Genomic DNA, 17,284 nt, shown 5'->3' with positions numbered 1-17,284 from the left:
GTGCCGGAAAAGGTCAACATCAAAATAAAAAACCTACCCGATTTTTAGCTTAAGTATTCGTAGGGAGAGCCGCCGGTACAGGGATGTACCGGCGGAGTTTGGGGCGCCCTGGATGGGCGATACCAAACCGGAGCGGAAATGGCGTCTCGGATAAAAGCGCGCGAGTGCAGAGACCACGCGCTGGTGGTCTCTGCCCGTACGCCTTCACCAGTGTATCAATGAAGCTCGATATGAACAGGCGGGCGGAACCTTACACAGCAGTTCCATCAATGACAGGCGTACGAAACTTTACACTACCGTCCCATAAACGACAGGCGTACGAAATCTGACGCTAGAACAACCACATCTTACCGATAATTAACTATCACCTGCTGGCTCACCACTCTCACCGGTGGATACACCACGCCCTTGCCGGGAATGTGTAGGCTCATCGTGAGCGGTACGGCTGCTGACTCGCCTTGCAGCGCGGCGCTTTGTCCATTGGCGCTGTCTAACCAGAAACATCGGTTTGGCGAACAGAGTTGTACAGCTAATCCCGCGGGAGCGGGATTGAGTAGCTGATAACGCCATACCACATCCTGAATAACCGCACCGGCGGGAATCGCCACGGGTGGATTGAGTGTTCGGGATGAAACGCTGACGCCTTTGTGGCTCAGTGTTGCCCCCGTGCTGTCTGCCGACCAACTGCCTCCGGTAGCGTTAACTGCCAACGGAAGCGTTAGCAGCAAACCCATGAACATAAGACGTTTCATTAAGCGGCACCAATCGTTGAGGTCATACGCAGCTGACGGTTCTCGCTGATTTCCATGTTTGAGAGCACCACCATCTGCGGAAGAGAACGGTGCAGGAAACGTGCGAGCAATGGCCGTAGGGCGTGATTAACCAGTAGTACTGGCGGTGCGCCAAGCATCTCTTGACGTTGTAATGCCTGTTTAGCCTGCTCCAGCAGACGATCGGCGAGACCGGGTTCAAGACCGCCTCCGCCCTGAAGCGCTTGCAATAACAGTCGCTCCAGCGGCGTGTCTAAACCGATAACCTGAATTTCACCTTCTCCGGGGAACCACTGCTGAGTAATCGCCCGTCCCAACGCCACGCGGATAACCGCGGTAAGCTCATAGGGATCGCTTTGCGTTGGCGCATGTTCTGACAAGGTTTCAATGATCGTGCGCATATCGCGAATCGATACTTTTTCCGCCAGCAGATTTTGTAGCACTTTGTGTAGCGTAGTCAGGCTGATAGTGCTTGGAATAAGGTCGTCGGTCAGCTTAGGCATCTCCTGCGTGACGCGCTCCAGCAGTTGCTGAGCCTCTTGGCGGCCAAAGAGCTCACTGGCGTGAATCCCAATCAAATGATTCAGATGCGTCGCAACCACGGTGCTAGATTCAACGACCGTGAAACCTTGTATCTGAGCCTGCTCACGCAACGCGTTATCTATCCAGATGGCCGGTAGACCAAAGGCAGGATCGACCGTTGCCTCACCTTCCAGCGTACCGGCGGCACTGCCTGGATTGATCGCTAACCAGCGACCAGGATGTGCTTCTCCACGCCCTGCTTCGATGCCCTTAAGCAAAATGCGGTAACCCGAAGGGCTCAGCTCAAGGTTGTCGCGGATATGTACCACCGGCGGTAAAAATCCCATCGTCTGGGCAAACTTCTTGCGAATACTGCGGATACGCCCTAACAGTTCGCCATTTTGCTGGAAATCGACCATAGGAATAAGTCGATAGCCCACTTCTAAACCGAGCGGATCCTCAAGCTGTACATCTTCCCACGTTGCCTCCACGACCGGAGGCGCTTCAGGTACCACCTGTTCAGCCTGAGACGGCGCTGCTCGTCCTTCACGCTTGCTGATCCAATAGGCAATGCCGAGCAGTGCTGCGGTGAAGAGCAAAAAGACCAAGTTGGGCATGCCCGGTACCAAACCGAGTAAGCCCAGCACCGAGGCGCTAAGGATCATCACGCGCGGATTGCTGAACAGCTGATTCACCATCTGTTCACCGACATCCTGATCGGTGCTCACGCGAGTGACGATAACCCCTGCGGCGGTTGAGATAACCAGCGCGGGGATCTGTGCAACCAAGCCATCACCGATGGTCAGCAATGTATAGGTTTCCGCCGCCTGCCCCACGGGCATACCATGTTGAATCACCCCCACCAGCAATCCGCCGACCACGTTTAGCGCCATAATCATCAAACCGGCAACAGCGTCACCGCGGACAAACTTACTGGCACCATCCATTGAACCGTAGAAATCGGCTTCCTGCGTCACTTCCGAACGACGTTTTTTCGCTTCGTCTTCACCGATCAGCCCTGCATTGAGATCGGCGTCGATCGCCATCTGCTTGCCGGGCATACCATCAAGCACAAAACGCGCCCCTACTTCGGCAATACGTCCAGCCCCCTTGGTGATAACCATGAAGTTAATCAATACCAAGATGATGAACACCACGATACCAATGGCAAAGTTGCCGCCCACCAAAAAGTGGCCGAAGGCTTCAATGACTCGACCAGCCGCCGCGCCACCGGTGTGCCCATCAAGCAAAATTACGCGCGTCGATGCTACGTTAAGCGAAAGGCGCAGCAACGTGGAGAACAGAAGAATCGTTGGAAACGCCGCAAACTCTAGCGTGCGTTGGGTGAACATGGCCACCAGCAACACCATGATTGAGAGCGCAATATTAAAGGTAAACAATAAGTCCAGAATGAACGGCGGTAGCGGCAGCACCATCATCGACAGGATCATCAGGATAAGTATTGGGCCAGCCAATATTTTCCACTGAGCACCATTCATGCCCTGCATGCGTAACAACGCGGCCAAATTACTCATCGGTGGTCTTCTCTCCGGCAAAATCCAGTGCTTCCGGCACTGGCAAGTTTTGTGGTTTCTTCGGTGCTAATCCGCCCTCTTTTTGCCAACGTTTCAGCTGGTAAACCCAGGCTAAAACTTCAGCAACCGCGGCATAAAGCGTGGCGGGAATATGGTGCCCAATTTCGCTGTGTCGATAGAGCGCACGCGCCAAAGGGGGAGCTTCAAGCTGAGGGATTCGATGCTGATTTCCCAGCTCTTTGATACGCAGCGCAATCTCACCGGCGCCTTTCGCCAATACTTTTGGCGCACTCATCTTGTTTTCCTGATACTGCAACGCCACCGCATAATGCGTTGGGTTAGTGACGATCACATCCGCTTTGGGTACATCGCTCATCATACGGCGGCGCGCAGCGGCACGCTGTTGCTGACGGATTCGCCCCTTAACATGTGGATCACCCTCTTGTTCTTTGAATTCGTCTTTAATTTCCTGCTTGGTCATTTTTAGTTTGTTGAGGTTGCTCCAGATTTGATAGAAAACGTCAAACGCCACCATCGGAACCAGACCGAGAACGATCAACAGCCCGCACATGCCAATCAGATGCAGTGCATCCCCCATGGCATCAAGCGGCGACTCGGCAATCAGCGCCAACATCTGTCCCCAGTAGTGCCAGAGAAACCATCCTGCAACCCAACTCACCAAAATGACCTTCAGCACGCCCTTCAGCAACTCCGCCAACGCCTGACTGGAAAACAGGCGTTTCAAGCCCGAGAGTAGGCTCATTTTGCTTAAATCAAATTTGATCGACCCAGGATTAAAGAAAAAACCGCCAATCAGCATGGGGGCGGCCCATCCCACTAGCATCAGGCCAAGTAGCACCGGCATTAGCGCGGCAACGGCCTGTTGCAGCAGATTACCCAACTGTCTCAGCATCTGTTTGTCATTGCTGATCAGCAACTGATCAAACTGCAGGCCTTGCGAAATCATCGCAGCCAGTTGGCGCGCCAAATGCTCACCGCCGATCAGTAGTATGGAAATACCGGCAGCCAACATCAGCATTGACGTGAGCTCACGCGAACGCGGTACTTGCCCTTTCTCACGCGCTTTTTCAAGTTTGTGGGATGTGGGGTCTTCTGTTTTTTCCAGATCGCTATCTTCTGACACCGCGCAAGCCTGAACCAAAGATGAAAATAAGTCAGTGCATAGGATGACAGAGGAGAAAAAAAGCCATAGCGGGAATAAAGGGGGGAAATTTAGGTTTATTGGGTGATCGAAAGTAAAAGATGTCAGCCCCCTCATCTTTTTGCGAGGGGGGCTAAAACGAGCGGATAAAGCTCATGGCCGAAGTATCGTTAACAATCAACCACCTTGCTCAAATCACCTTTCTCCGCCTGTACCTCTTCCTGAGCGAAGAAGTCGAGATTGAAGTAGGTATCTTTGGTAAGCAATTCTACTTTATGCCAGTACTGTGGCGGTGAAACCCCAAACTGACCTGCATGAATGGTGAGCTCAATTTCAGGCGTTTGTGCCTGCTCATTAGCGAAACCGTAGTATTTCACCGCACCTTGCATGACCGATAAACGACCATATACACCGGCTTTGGTGTTGTGGTGGCTCAACAGAGCAGCCGGAACGGTTTGACGATTAAAGAACGGAGTACTGCGAGTGACACGATAATTTGCTGGGATTTTAAACATATATCCACCTCTACATTGATAGTTGACACAGTAGCGTTAAACCTTGCATTTGAGCCGAACCGCCCGCGATATAGGCGACGAGTTTGTCATTACGATAACCTTTCGCTAACAAGCCGTCGGGCATCTCTTCTGTCTGCCAAGTCACATCATCGGCGCATGTTTCCCCGGCTAGCTGTATCGGGAAGCGTGGCGTTTTTACATTAATTGGCATGATCGGCAGCGATACGTGGGTTGGCTCACCGCTGAGCGTTTTTGCCAGCGCCGCTGCGCTTTGCGAAATGGGCTGTAAAAACGGCCAGAGGCGCCCTTCAATTTGGGCAACATCGCCTAGCGCATAGATATAGGAGTCAGACGTACGTAGCTGGTTGTCCACCACAATGCCCCGCTCTACGTTTAACCCTGCTTGAGCGGCAAGCTCAATATTTGGACGTAACCCCGCAGCGCAAATCACATGATCGAACTCACGCACTTCGCCGCGGGTGAACGTCGCTCGTACACCCTGTGGCAGCCGTTGTAACATTTCCAGCGTGTTATTCAGCATGAGCTCACAGGAGAGATCGCGCAGCACCGTGGACAAGCGCTGGGCAGCAAACTCAGGCAATAGGCTGGCGAGAAGATACGACGACGGATCGCATACGCTAACTCGCTTGCCAGCCACAGCCAGATCGTGGGCAATTTCAGTGCCAATCAATCCACCGCCTATAACCAGAACGCGCTCTCCACGCGTCATACGCTCACGCAGATAGAGATATTCCTGCAAACTGTTAAGCGTCAGTATTTCTTCGTTAGCATCCCCCGCCACGGGGGGAATAAAAGCGCGAGCTCCCGTTGCCAGCACGAGTTTGCTGTAGGCCAACGTGCGTCCGTTGACCTGAACGGTGCGTTGGTTGGGATGAATAGCCTCAATGCGTTGTCCATTGAGCAACATCATTTTCAATTCCTGACGGAGTTCTTCCGCCGTTTTGCGCGTGAGATGCTGCGCCGTTTGCTGCTGGCTAAATGCATGGCTCAGTTGGGGTTTAGAATAATCCACACCGTCATCGGCACAGATCATCACCAGCCCCGAGCTTGCCTGCAAGCGACGCACGTTGCGCGCCAGTTGTAATCCTGCGTGACCGCTACCCACGATGATAAGAGGATGATTATCTGCCATCATGTTGTCCTTAATCTGCAGGGTAAAAATCATCTTTGCCCATCAGACATACTGGGCACAGGAAACTTTCGGGTACATCCTCCCAAGCGGTGCCGGCAGGTACGCCTTGGTTAGGCTCGCCCAGCTCGGGATCGTAGACCCAAGAGCAGGTGCGGCAGATCCATTTGCCCGACGTTGCTTTTTCTGCCCCGCCGCAGCCCGTGTTACAACAGGCGGGAATACCAAATTGGCGCGCGAACTCGGCGCCAAAAGCTTCACACTGAGTGACCGCGTCTTCGGTCGGTTTCCATTCGGCTTTAATACCTCGCATCATCATGAAACCGCAGTCTTGTAGACGAGAGGAGATCCGATCGACCGCCCCACCGCTCCAGCCGTGGCTACCAAATGCTGCTGCACTTTTCCCAGTAAAACGTAGCCCCTGCATCTCTTCCAATAATCCTGCCACCTGCGGCAACATAACGTTGTTTACCGTCGGCGAGCCCACCAGAATACCTTTGGATTTAAACACTTCCGTCAGCACGTCGTTTTTGTCGGAGTTAGCGAGATTAAATTGTTTCACCACCACGCTGGGATCGGCTTGTCGTATCCCGCGAGCAATGGCCTCAGACATGGTTCGAGTGCCATTCCACATGGTGTCGTAAATCAGCGTAATTTGGTTTTCTTGATAGCTATCGGCCCACTTCAGATAGTTTTCAACGATTTGTGCTGGGTTATCGCGCCATATGATGCCGTGTGAAGTACAGATCATGTCGAGAGGTAAATTTAGGGATAACACTTCTTCAATTTTTTTGGTTACCAGCTTGCTGAAAGGCGTCAGGATATTGGCGTAATACTTGATGCACTCGTTGTACAGCTCGTTTTGGTCAATCTCATCATTGAATAAACAGGCGCTGGCGAGGTGCTGACCAAAGGCATCATTGCTGAACAGCAAAGCATCTTCGGTCATGTAGGTCATCATGCTGTCAGGCCAGTGCAGCATGGGGGCTTCAACAAAGACCAACTTTTTGCCGTTGCCAATATCAATGGAATCACCGGTTTTCACAACACGGAAATTCCAGTCCTGATGGTAGTGACCTTTGATTGAATTAACCCCGTTCGCGGTGCAGTAAATTGGCGTATTGGGTATTTTCGCCATCAACGCAGGCAGCGCACCGCTGTGGTCGCTCTCGGCGTGGTTAGCGATGATGAAATCGATTTTATTTAAATCGATTTCGCGTTCGAGATTAGCAACAAACTCGGCGGCATAGGGGGTCCACACCGTATCAATCAGAACATTTTTTTCTTCTTTAATCAGATAGCTGTTATAGCTAGAGCCTTTGTGAGTTGAGTACTCGCTGCCGTGAAATTCGCGCAGTTCCCAATCTTGTTTACCGACCCAATAGACGTTGTTTTTTACCTGAATAGCCATGAACCACTCCTGATTATTTCCCACTCTTAAATATGCACTTCAAATGCATCTTTTTGATTATGGTATTTAATATGCATTTTAAATGCAACTTAAAGGACGATTTTTTTCAGAGGGTAATACTTGAGGGGTAGATTCAATGCAAAAGCCAGTCCCCCTGATGCGGGGGACTGGAATGGCAACGGATGGAGAAAACGGGGGGATTTATCTAGATGAGCGAGACTAAACTTTTTGGAACATGCCCTCGCCCAAATAGTGGTTTTCGTCCTTTACTCCTGGTAATACAAAGAAGTAACCACCACCGATAGGCTTAATGTACTCTTCTAGGGCCTCGCCATTCAGGCGTTTTTGCACCGTGATAAATCCTTTATCCAGATCGTGTTGATAGCAGACAAACAGTAGTCCCATATCCAGCTGCCCTGAATTGGAAACCCCCTGCGAATAGCTATAGCCACGACGCATCATCAAGCTGCTGTGCGTTTCTTTAGTGCGCGGATTGGCTAAGCGAATATGCGCATCAAGCGGGATAACTTTTCCGTCGGGATCCCTGCTGTAATCAGGCTCATCATGTTCATGATTCATCCCCAGCGGAGCACCACTGGCCTTGTCACGCCCAAAAATAGTCTGCTGCTCTTGCAGTGGCGTACGATCCCAGAACTCAACGCGAAAACGGATGATACGTACCGCCTGATAGCTGCCACCCACCGTCCAAGCTGGCTCTTGTTGATCGGCCGTCACCCAAACAATATCGTCCATCAGCGGCTTATCGCTGGCATTGGGATTGGCCGTGCCATCTTTAAAACCGAGCAGGTTGATCGGTGTTTCTTTACCTTGGCTCTGCGCCGCATGGGTGGAAATAAACCCCTCGCGCCGCCAGCGGACGCTAAGCAAATCAGGCGTATATTTGATAATGTCGCGTAGCGCGTGGATCACGCTGTCATTACTGTTGCTGCAAATTTGCAATAACAGATCGCCGTGGCAAATATTGGCATCAAGAGAATCGTTGGGGAAACGCGTCATCTTTTGCAACTGCGTAGGTTTTTGAGCCGCGAGCCCAAAGCGTTCATCAAACAGAGAATGACCCACCGAAACCGTGATAGTGAGGTTATCTGGATAGATATCCGGCCCCATGATCCCTGAATCTAGCGGAGGTAATTTGGCATCGGCATGCGGTGCTTTGCCGCCGTGCGTCAAAAATGCTATCCGCTTGGTGAGTAACTTCATTAAACGCTGTAAATCTTCTGCGTTGGTCGCCAACACATCAAAAGCGACCAACATCGCCGATGCTTGCTGCGGTGTCAGCACACCGGCCTGATGTTCACCATAAAACGGCTGTTTCTGCCAGCGTGCATTTTTCGATGACGTCGCCGTCGCCAGAGGCTTGGTTCCCGTATCTGCTTTGACCGCGCCACCGAGCGCGAGCGCGCTGCCCAGCGCTCCTGCGCCAATCAATAAACGACGGCGAGAAGGCATTTCTGCCCCCCCAGTCAGCCCGGTGACCGGGCATCCTTTACCACTCATCTTTCCAACCTCAAAACGTTGCTTTTAATCGAGACCTAAAACACCGCGCAGCTGCGCTAAATCTTCTGCCAGCGCCGTAATTGGGCCTTTCATCGCGTTGCGATCGGCAGCGGTCAGCTTCTCATAGGATTCATAGCCATCTTTGGTACGATATTTATCCAAAATAGCGTCAACGGTTTTAAAGTTGGCATCAATTTTTGCCAGCAGTTGCGGGTTAGCTTTTTCCAACATTGGGCGCAGCAGGTTAACGATTTTCTGCGCACCATCGACGTTTGCACGGAAGTCCCACAGGTCGGTACGGCTGTAGCGATCTTCTTCACCGCTGATTTTGCTGGCAGCCACTTCTTCAATCAAACCCGCCGCGCCGCCAACCACTTTGCTTGGGGCGAAAGTTAAGGTTATCACACGGTTTTGCAGCTCAAGCACGTCTTTCATCAAGCGGTCAGCGTAGCCATCAGCCCCTTTGGTGGTTTTGTCACCAAACAGCACTTTTTCCAAACGATGGAAACCGGTGAAGTTAGGATCCTGTGCTTTTTGCTCATAGTCGTCTTCGCGCGCATCGATGCTGCCATCGAGATCGGAGAACAGCTCAGCAATCGGTTCAATTCGCTCATAGTGCTGGCGCGTAGGCGCATACAGTTTTTGCGCCGTGGCTAAATCACCCTTTTTCACGGCATCAGTGAATGCTTTGGTCTGTTCCACCAACTGTTTCACTTCTTGCATCACGTAAACTTTGTACTCAGCAATGGGACCTACCAATGCCATAGCATCCGTTTTTGCAGCCGTCGCACCGTCAACAGCTTGAACAATAATTTTGCCCTTAGGATTGCTGAGCAAACCACAGGTCATATCGTATTCACCCGGTTCTAAAGTTGCTGTCATTTTTTGGGTAAAACCGGGAGCAATATTTTCGCGCTCCTCCACGACCATCACGCCTTTGAGAATTTCCCACTCCAGCGCCTTTTGGCTGTTGTTATGCACAATGAACTGGGTTTTCCCGGCAGGAATGGTCAGCGTCATTGGCTCACATTGTTTGTCGTTAACTGAAATTTTGACCTGAGGCAGCGCTTCAGCCGCCAAAGCCGCAGTGGTAGGCAGCGCCAGCAGAGCAAGAGATAACGCGGTGCGGCGGAAAATCTGGATGGACATAACGGTGACTCCCTGACAAGTTGTTCAATATTATTTGGTTTTAATTAACGTGACTGACTCGCGTTACGGTTCGCCGCTTCATCAACGGCTCGCTGCGGCATGAAGAAGAAAATCAGTGCTGGTATGAGATAGAGGAAATACACCAGAACTTCGCTGACGGTCGGTGCTTCCTGATAACCGAAAATACCTTCGAGCAACGTTCCCAGAAGTGAATGAGTCGAGAGCACATCGGTGAAATTAAAGGCAATATCTTGCAGATAGTTCCAAAGCCCAGCTTCATGGAAAGCGCGGATGGCTCCGGCTGCTAAGCCTGCGGCAACAAACAGAATAAATAGGCTGGTCCATTTAAAGAACTTAGCCAAATGCAGTTTTACGCCGCCCCAATAGATCATCATGCCGACAATGATGGCACACACTAATCCGAGCACCGCACCAATCGGAGCCTGAATGCCGACATCTTGCTGAAAGGCTGCCAGCAGGAAAAACACGGATTCCAGCCCTTCGCGCGCAACGGCAAAAAACACCATCGCGACTAACGCCCATCCCTGCCCTTTACCTGCATTTAGTGCGTTGTCTATCGCGCCTTCTAAGTGTGTTTTTACCGAGCGAGAAACTTTACGCATCCAAAAAACCATGTACGTCAAAATACCGACCGCAACGACGGCGACAATCCCTTCAAACAGTTCTTGCTGTTTTTGGGGAAACTCACCGGTGGTCTCATTAATAAAAATGCCTAACCCTAAGCAGAGAGCCGCAGCCAAAATAACGCCGATCCACACAATACCTAGCCATTGAGAGCGCTGGGTGCGTTTTAAATAACTGGCGATAAGGCTTACGATCAGTGCAGCTTCAAGCCCCTCGCGGAACATGATGAGGAATGGGACAAACATGTTTTCTCTCTTGCTTGCGCGTAACGCGCATGTAAAGAATGGTAAAAATAATGATACCGATTATCATTACGACCAATAAAAAAACAAGCGCCCAATGCATAATATTTGTGAATTAAAGTGTAGCCAGTTGTTACTCATGGGTATTTGAAATGAAAATAATTTTTAAAAACAAACGAATAGCTTGAACGAAGAAGATGGCCTACTGATATTGAGCTCAGCGTTTGTTCAAAAAAGGTCACTAAAACCGTCGGATATTTTTGCTATCTATCCCAGCTGCGCTGGCCTAACTTATAAAAGTTAAGTATTTGGAGACTGAGCTAATTCAATTGGATAGCTCACTATCAACGAACATTCATTCTGCTTTATTTAGGAGAGTAAAATGTCTTTCACAATGGGTGATAGCGTTCAAAGGATCGGCGGAGGTCCGCGTATGACCGTTTTGGCTGTGAACGGTGATGAAATCACCTGCGTCTGGAATGAGCTAGGTAACGAGAGAAAAGAGACTGTCGATGCCAAGGCGCTAACGCTATACCACGAAGAAGGTGATTTTGGCGTGTGTTAAACCACTCCCCACAACGCCACACTATTTCTGTGTGGCGTCTAATAACTTCCATGAATTTTCAATATCCTACCTCATTAATCCATTTCGTGAGCTTAAGGCTATCTTAAGTTTAGTTAGGTAAATTCGCCTGATACCAACAGCGTTTTCGCTTATTTTTCGGTTTTGTCATGACAGCAAAAGCCGTTTACTTGCATTTCAGGAGCGTTTCCCTTGCAGCGAAAGGTTTTGAAAGTCAGCTTTTTGTCTCTGACTATTATTCTGGCGATTTATTTTACTCTGGTAGTTAACCTGCCAATCCTGCTGCATTTTTATCGTATCCTCACATCGCTGGATAACTATAAACTCGGCTTTGCTATATCAATTCCACTGGTATTGATCGCCGCACTCAACTTTGTCTTTACCCCTTTTACGTTTAAACCAATTTTTAAACCCTTTTTCTGCATCGTGCTGGTAATCAGTGCCTTTGCAAGCTATGCACAGCTGAAGTACAAAATTATTTTTGATCGTTCAATGATTGAGAATATTTTTGAAACTAACTCTGCGGAAGCCTCTTCATACTATAATTTCTCGGTTGTGCTGTGGGTGCTGTTTACCGGTATTTTGCCCTGCATCCTGCTGATTAAAACCCAGATTGTCTACGCTCATGGCGTCATTGCGCGTTTGGGGCTACGCCTCGTATCCATGCTGGTTTCTCTTCTGATCATCGCGCTCGTGGCTAGCCTGTATTATCAAGACTATGCCTCCGTAGGGCGTAATAACCGCACATTGAATCTTGAAATTCTGCCGACTAATTATCTGTACAGCGCATCGCAATACATTAACCGTCGCTATCTGACTAAGCCGATTCCCTTCCGTAAGATTGGTGACGATGCCAAATTAGTACAGAAAGCCGGCAGCAAGCCTACGCTGGTATTTTTAATTGTGGGTGAAACCGCACGAAATCAGAACCAGCAGCTACAGGGATATCCTCGCCCAACGAATCCTTATACCAGCCAAGAACCGGATCTGATCTACTTCACTAAAGTCAGCTCGTGTGGCACCGCCACCGCAGTATCCGTGCCTTGTATGTTCTCAAATATGCCACGTACGCATTTCGACAATAATATTGCGCGTAACAGCGAAGGTTTAATGGATATCCTGCAAAAAGCGGGGGTATCAACCTACTGGAAGGACAACGACGAAGGATGCAAAGGCGCTTGCGACCGTATCCCTACACAAATCGTGCCGACCAATAGCGATAAAAATCTGTGTGACGGTGATACCTGCTACGACGCCGTATTGTTGAACGATTTAGACAAGCTCATTCCTAACGACGGAAAAAACAAAACCTTAGCATTCCATCTTATTGGTAGCCATGGGCCCACTTACTATAAAAGGTATCCAAAAGAATTCCGCTTCTTCATGCCTGACTGCCAACGTAGCGATATTGAAAACTGCACTCAGCAGCAGTTGGTTAATACCTACGACAACACCATTCGCTACACCGATTACGTGGTAAGTCAGTTTATTCAGCGGTTAAAAGGCTATGAAAAAGACTATAACGTTGCACTATATTATGTCTCTGACCACGGTGAATCCTTGGGTGAAGACGGACTCTATTTGCATGGTACCCCTTACAAATTTGCACCTGAAGAGCAGACTCGTGTCCCAATGGAAATGTGGTTGTCTGATAGCTATGTGAAAGCGCAAGGTATCGACCGTGCCTGCGTGGCTAGTCTTGCAAAAAACAGCGAGTTTTCTCACGACAATCTTTTCCACACTATGCTGTCAATGATGAATGTGCAGACGAAAGAGTACGATCCTAATCTGGATATTTTGAAAACATGCAGAACACAAAACCCGTAGCGCAGCTGCGGTGTTTAACCTGAAAAACAACGAAAGCCACGAACATGCGTGGCTTTTCTTTTACCCAAAAAAAATAATCACGTGTTCCCCTCAGCAATAGAATTCTAGCACTGCCAACATCTTGATTTATTTGTTCTAACGAACGGCAAGCGTGGACTTTATCACAGACAACCACACAAAAAAGTGGTTATCTACGCGCTTAGTTTGCTGTTTTATTCTGATGTTCATTCATGATAAAACAGTGGGGAATAAACGTTCATATTGCGAGCCTTCTAATGATTAAGTGGCCTTGGAACGCAGGTGCAAATACTCCTCTTGCCAATTACCCTTGGGAAGAGGCTTTAGCTATTCCACTGCTTTCAACGCTTACCCCTCGTGAACTTCAGAAGCTTACGCTTATCGCCTCAAAATTTTTACAGCTTAAACGTATTGTTCCGCTACAAGATCTCTATATCACACCGCTAATAGAGGCACGCATTGCGCTGCTATTCTCTCTACCCGTTCTTGAACTCAGTATTGACTGGCTAGATGGTTTTCACGAGATTCTGCTCTATCCAGAACCGTTCATCTATCATGAAGAGTGGCAAGATGATATCGGGTTAGTCCATGCGGGTCCCATGGTGCAGGCTGGCCAGTGTTCCGCCCAAGGCCCTGTGATCCTTAATCTTATGGATGTTAAAGACTCTTTCGACCTTTCCGGCTACAACCTTATCATCCATGAAACGGCACATAAGCTTGATATGCGTAACGCTGGGGTTGCCAGCGGCGTACCGCCGATTGCGTTAAAAGATGTGGCTCAATGGGAGCATGATCTCCATGCGGCGATGGCATCCATTCAAGATGAGATTGACGTGGTCGGCGAAGGCGCGACAAGCCTTGATGCATATGCAGCGAGTGAGCCTGCAGAGTGCTTCGCTGTGTTATCAGAATATTTTTTCAGTGCCCCTGAGCTCCTTGCCGAGCGCTTTCCAGAGATGTACGCGCACTTTAAAAGCTTCTACCGGCAAGATCCGCTGGAGAGGCAACGTCAGTCGCTAGAGCAGGATACGCATTTCTCACATCTCAGCTAACCATATTCACCGTTCCGTTGCAGACATGAATAACTTTCTGGAAATTCCGAGCGGTAAATTCGGGATCGTGACTAATCGCAAGTACCGTCGCACCCCGTTCACGGCTGTGGGATAACCAGCGTTCAAACACCGCAAGCCAATAGGGATCAAAATCTCTGCTGGGTTCATCCAAAAGTAACAACGGGGGTTCCATGGCACAGAGACAGGCCACTGCCACCATGCGTCTCTGACCACTATGCAAGTCGAGCGGATGCTTTGTAGCAACCGAGGCTAATTCGCACAAAGCCAAGGCGTCAGCAGTGCGTTGTTCGATCACCTCTTTATCTAACCCTTGCAACCGTTGCCCGAAGCGGATTTCCTCAACGACCGAACTATGAAAAAGCTGGCGCTCGACCTCTTGAAATAACATCCCAGCCTGCGCCGCTTTATCGACGGCTTTCATGCTTGTTGTCTCAGTACCGTTGAGATAAAGAGTGCCTTGGCTAGGCACCAGCAGACCCGCAGCCAATCTGAGCAGCGTTGATTTTCCTGCCCCATTCTCGCCGGTCATCACCCACTGCTCTCCCCGATGAATATGCAAGTTCACATTATGCAAACAGGGATTGCGATCTTCCCAACTAAACGCCATATCTTTCATGATTAGCATGCTTGGCCGTCCCGCAAAAATGGTTTGAGTACATCCCACAGGTCGTTGTGATGTGGTGGTTTATCAAGTGGTAGTTTATCAAGCAGTATTTTCTTAAGCTGATCAGGCAAAATCACCCGTGGAATCAAGGATAATAGCGCATGACTATCGACCGGAGATGTTGTTCCCTTATCGAGTAAAACCAGCTGCTGGCAGTAGTCCACCGCAGGGAAAATCCGATGCTCAAGAAGGATAACGCTACATTGGAGCTCTCGGGAATATTGCAAAATGGCATCCAAGCATTGGTAAGTTGCCTCTATGCTCAAACGTCCCAAAGCCTGATCGAGTACTAACAGCTTGGGATGCATAACCATCACGCTGGCGAGCAACACTTTCTGAGCTTCCCCGCCCGACAATGACTGGGGATTGCGTTGGAGTAAGTGTTGGCAGCCAAAGCGTTGCAACGCGGTTTCCACTCGGCTTAGAATTTCGGGCGCGGGTAGTGCCAAATTTTGAGGTCCAAATGCAATCTCATCTTCTACCGTAAAGCAGCAGCCTGAAAACTGTAAATACGGTGATTGCTGTACCCATTGTTTTGCATAAAGTGGAATATCAGAGCGCATAATATCGTGGCCTAATATCTCTCCACGGCCTTCAACGAGAGACACTTCGGTCTCATCCAATCCACCGACTAACAAACTTGCTAGCAGGCTTTTCCCTGAGCCATTCCCACCCAGAATCGCCAGCCACTGCCCCTGTTCCATCTGCAAAGAAAGCGGACCCAGTCGAAAAGCGTGGTGAATATCGACGCTAAGACGTTCAATGTTTACCGATACAGCCAAAACGTGCCTCCCTCTATCAACAAACATCCTAAAAGCATAAACCGTAGCCACGGCTCGAACTTATGCTCTCGAACAGGATTCAAAATAGTACGATGAGGAAAAAATCGAAAAGCACGGGCATCTAACGCCGCGCTGCGGGTGCTGAGATCGTGCAAACTTTGCAGCAATAGCGGAGAAAGCAAAGGCAAAATCGTTTTGATACGCTGGAATACATTGCCATCAAAAGCCACCCCGCGTGCAGCCTGCGCCTCACGAATGGCGGCTAATTGCTGCCTGAGCTGTTCTTTAAGCAGCAAAGGGCCAGCGCAAAGATACGCAATGCTAGGCGGCAACCGGCTGGAAAATAGCGCCTGGACAAAATATGGCGTTGAGACTTTTTGTAACCAGAGTTGAGCCCCAGCAAAGAATACCAATAACCGTAACCAAAGCGTTATTGCAAAAATAGGGGCAACCAGAGTGCCACCGCCGCTCCCAGATAAGAGACTATGCAGCCAATGTCCATGTACAAGCCATAACCCAAGTCCCATCGGCAGCATAACGGCTAGAATAATGCTTATCCGCCAACGCGCCGCTGGCCAAGCCAAAATGATAACAATCGGTAACGCGCTCCATCCTACCAGCAGGTTAACAGGCAAAAATAGCGCGCTGACCGAGTACCATATCCAGAGCATGAGTAAGGTAAAGGGATGCATTACCGTATCGGTGCCATTTGCGGGAAATTATGCCGCGTACGCTCTGGCATGCGGCGCAATAACAGCCAGACGATGAGCACTGTGAGGATTTTGTCTATCAGGTTAAGCCCAAGAACGGTGAAAGCCACCGACTCTTGCAACCCCTCTCCCACTGCATGCAGATAGGCAACGACAAAATCAGCCCCGCTGCCGGTCGCCCCACCAAATAAATAGGTCCGAATTGGCACTGCCACAACGGTCAAAGCCAGCGTAATAACGACGCCGCTGACGATCACTCGCCCGAACGTTCTGAACCATCCTGCGCGCGCCATAAAACCAGCGACGCAACCAATAACCATCGCGACGGGGGCAAACGCGGCAGCGATTGGACCTGTTAATAATCCCCATAGCACATTGGTTACCAACCCAGTAAAGAGTGCCACCCACGGCCCCGCCAGCACCGCGCAAAGCACGGTGCCGATCGAATCTAGAAACAAGGGAAGTTTCAGCATAGAAATCATTTGGCCAGCAATCATATTAATAGCAACGCAAATGACGATCAGAACCAGACTACGACTGGAAAAACGGTGTTCCTTTCTCATGTTCACCCTTCTTTAGAGGTAATAACTAATTCGTCATAGCCAGATAACACACAGTGCTGCCGCGAAAACTCGACATCACAGAGCTCACCGATAATAAGTTCTAGCGTTGTTCTGACGATATTCCCTGACATAACATGTCCCGCAATCACTCGCCCCGTTTCATCCGCCACGGACATGTGGAGGTGTTCAAATTGGCTATCGAGAGTTCCCCCTAGCGCAATGACTTCAAACTTCCCTTCAATAAGACTCGTCCACTCACACCCAGCGTAACGCAGAGATACGGACGATAGACTGCCGACAACGGACGCGATCCAGCCGGCCTTGATGTGATTAACTTGAATAAACTGACGAAGTTGCTCTATGAGCTCAGCTCCTGGTTGGAGTCTGAGAGAATAAAACTGGCTCGATGAGACTAAATCCTTAGCACGCATAGTAATTCCAGTGT

17 protein-coding genes are annotated in these 17,284 nt (G+C 49.8%); 3 read left to right on the top strand and 14 right to left on the bottom strand.

Going from position 1 to position 17,284, the window contains the following annotated elements; genetic code table 11:
• Window positions 1-347: 347 nt before the first annotated feature.
• From M988_RS07560 to efeU, 9 genes are all read right to left on the bottom strand, one after another.
• Window positions 348-752, bottom strand: a complete 405-nt coding sequence (locus tag M988_RS07560; protein WP_008813852.1) for a flagellar protein FlhE — start codon at window positions 750-752, stop codon at window positions 348-350.
• Window positions 752-2,827, bottom strand: a complete 2,076-nt coding sequence (gene flhA / locus M988_RS07555; protein ID WP_008813853.1) for a flagellar biosynthesis protein FlhA — start codon at window positions 2,825-2,827, stop codon at window positions 752-754. Before flhA ends, M988_RS07560 begins: the two co-directional genes overlap by 1 nt.
• Window positions 2,820-3,971 (bottom strand): flagellar biosynthesis protein FlhB, encoded by a 1,152-nt coding sequence (gene flhB / locus M988_RS07550; protein ID WP_008813854.1) that lies wholly within the window; start codon window positions 3,969-3,971, stop codon window positions 2,820-2,822. Before flhB ends, flhA begins: the two co-directional genes overlap by 8 nt.
• Before the next feature lie 188 nt (window positions 3,972-4,159).
• The gene (locus tag M988_RS07545; protein ID WP_064573529.1) at window positions 4,160-4,504 is read right to left on the bottom strand and encodes a TehB family protein; all 345 of its coding nucleotides are present in this window, start codon (window positions 4,502-4,504) and stop codon (window positions 4,160-4,162) included.
• A 10-nt stretch (window positions 4,505-4,514) separates the two neighbouring features.
• Window positions 4,515-5,660: an NADH:flavorubredoxin reductase NorW gene (gene norW, locus M988_RS07540; protein WP_248846500.1), complete on the bottom strand. Its 1,146-nt coding sequence runs from the start codon at window positions 5,658-5,660 to the stop codon at window positions 4,515-4,517.
• Between the two features lie 7 nt (window positions 5,661-5,667).
• Complete coding sequence (norV, locus tag M988_RS07535) at window positions 5,668-7,065, bottom strand: anaerobic nitric oxide reductase flavorubredoxin (RefSeq protein WP_064573527.1); 1,398 nt, start codon at window positions 7,063-7,065, stop codon at window positions 5,668-5,670.
• 219 nt (window positions 7,066-7,284) lie between these two features.
• Window positions 7,285-8,583: an iron uptake transporter deferrochelatase/peroxidase subunit gene (gene efeB, locus M988_RS07530; RefSeq protein WP_064573525.1), complete on the bottom strand. Its 1,299-nt coding sequence runs from the start codon at window positions 8,581-8,583 to the stop codon at window positions 7,285-7,287.
• A 24-nt stretch (window positions 8,584-8,607) separates the two neighbouring features.
• On the bottom strand, window positions 8,608-9,732 hold the full coding sequence (gene efeO, locus M988_RS07525) for an iron uptake system protein EfeO (RefSeq protein WP_064573524.1): 1,125 nt from the start codon (window positions 9,730-9,732) through the stop codon (window positions 8,608-8,610).
• 44 nt (window positions 9,733-9,776) lie between these two features.
• Window positions 9,777-10,622 carry an iron uptake transporter permease EfeU gene (efeU, locus tag M988_RS07520; protein ID WP_039186251.1) on the bottom strand — a complete coding sequence of 282 codons (846 nt, stop codon included), beginning with the start codon at window positions 10,620-10,622 and terminating at the stop codon, window positions 9,777-9,779.
• A 379-nt stretch (window positions 10,623-11,001) separates the two neighbouring features.
• On the opposite strand from efeU, the gene M988_RS07515 reads away from it, so the two are divergent.
• From M988_RS07515 to mtfA, 3 genes are all read left to right on the top strand, one after another.
• Window positions 11,002-11,184, top strand: a complete 183-nt coding sequence (locus M988_RS07515; RefSeq protein ID WP_064573523.1) for a YodC family protein — start codon at window positions 11,002-11,004, stop codon at window positions 11,182-11,184.
• Window positions 11,185-11,394: 210 nt separating this feature from the next.
• Window positions 11,395-13,029, top strand: a complete 1,635-nt coding sequence (locus tag M988_RS07510) for a phosphoethanolamine transferase (RefSeq protein ID WP_064573522.1) — start codon at window positions 11,395-11,397, stop codon at window positions 13,027-13,029.
• A gap of 275 nt (window positions 13,030-13,304) precedes the next feature.
• A complete protein-coding gene (gene mtfA, locus M988_RS07505) occupies window positions 13,305-14,099 on the top strand; it encodes a DgsA anti-repressor MtfA (RefSeq protein ID WP_008813862.1) in 795 nt (264 codons plus the stop codon).
• Here mtfA and M988_RS07500 read toward each other — a convergent pair.
• From M988_RS07500 to M988_RS07480, 5 genes are read right to left on the bottom strand one after another with little or no spacing between them, the layout of a single operon-like run.
• Window positions 14,092-14,745 carry an energy-coupling factor ABC transporter ATP-binding protein gene (locus M988_RS07500; RefSeq protein ID WP_039186246.1) on the bottom strand — a complete coding sequence of 218 codons (654 nt, stop codon included), beginning with the start codon at window positions 14,743-14,745 and terminating at the stop codon, window positions 14,092-14,094. The genes mtfA and M988_RS07500 overlap by 8 nt on opposite strands.
• Window positions 14,739-15,566: an energy-coupling factor ABC transporter ATP-binding protein gene (locus M988_RS07495; protein ID WP_064573521.1), complete on the bottom strand. Its 828-nt coding sequence runs from the start codon at window positions 15,564-15,566 to the stop codon at window positions 14,739-14,741. The genes M988_RS07500 and M988_RS07495 overlap by 7 nt, the downstream gene beginning before the upstream one ends.
• The gene (locus M988_RS07490; RefSeq protein WP_064573520.1) at window positions 15,551-16,258 is read right to left on the bottom strand and encodes an energy-coupling factor transporter transmembrane component T; all 708 of its coding nucleotides are present in this window, start codon (window positions 16,256-16,258) and stop codon (window positions 15,551-15,553) included. The genes M988_RS07495 and M988_RS07490 overlap by 16 nt, the downstream gene beginning before the upstream one ends.
• A complete protein-coding gene (locus M988_RS07485; protein ID WP_008813866.1) occupies window positions 16,258-16,839 on the bottom strand; it encodes an ECF transporter S component in 582 nt (193 codons plus the stop codon). The genes M988_RS07490 and M988_RS07485 overlap by 1 nt, the downstream gene beginning before the upstream one ends.
• A 2-nt stretch (window positions 16,840-16,841) precedes the next feature.
• A complete protein-coding gene (locus tag M988_RS07480) occupies window positions 16,842-17,270 on the bottom strand; it encodes a PPC domain-containing DNA-binding protein (protein WP_039186236.1) in 429 nt (142 codons plus the stop codon).
• Window positions 17,271-17,284 lie beyond the last annotated feature (14 nt).

The organism is Hafnia paralvei ATCC 29927, from assembly GCF_001655005.1.
Lineage (GTDB): Bacteria > Pseudomonadota > Gammaproteobacteria > Enterobacterales > Enterobacteriaceae > Hafnia > Hafnia paralvei.
This window is presented reverse-complemented; position numbering and strand designations above follow the sequence as displayed.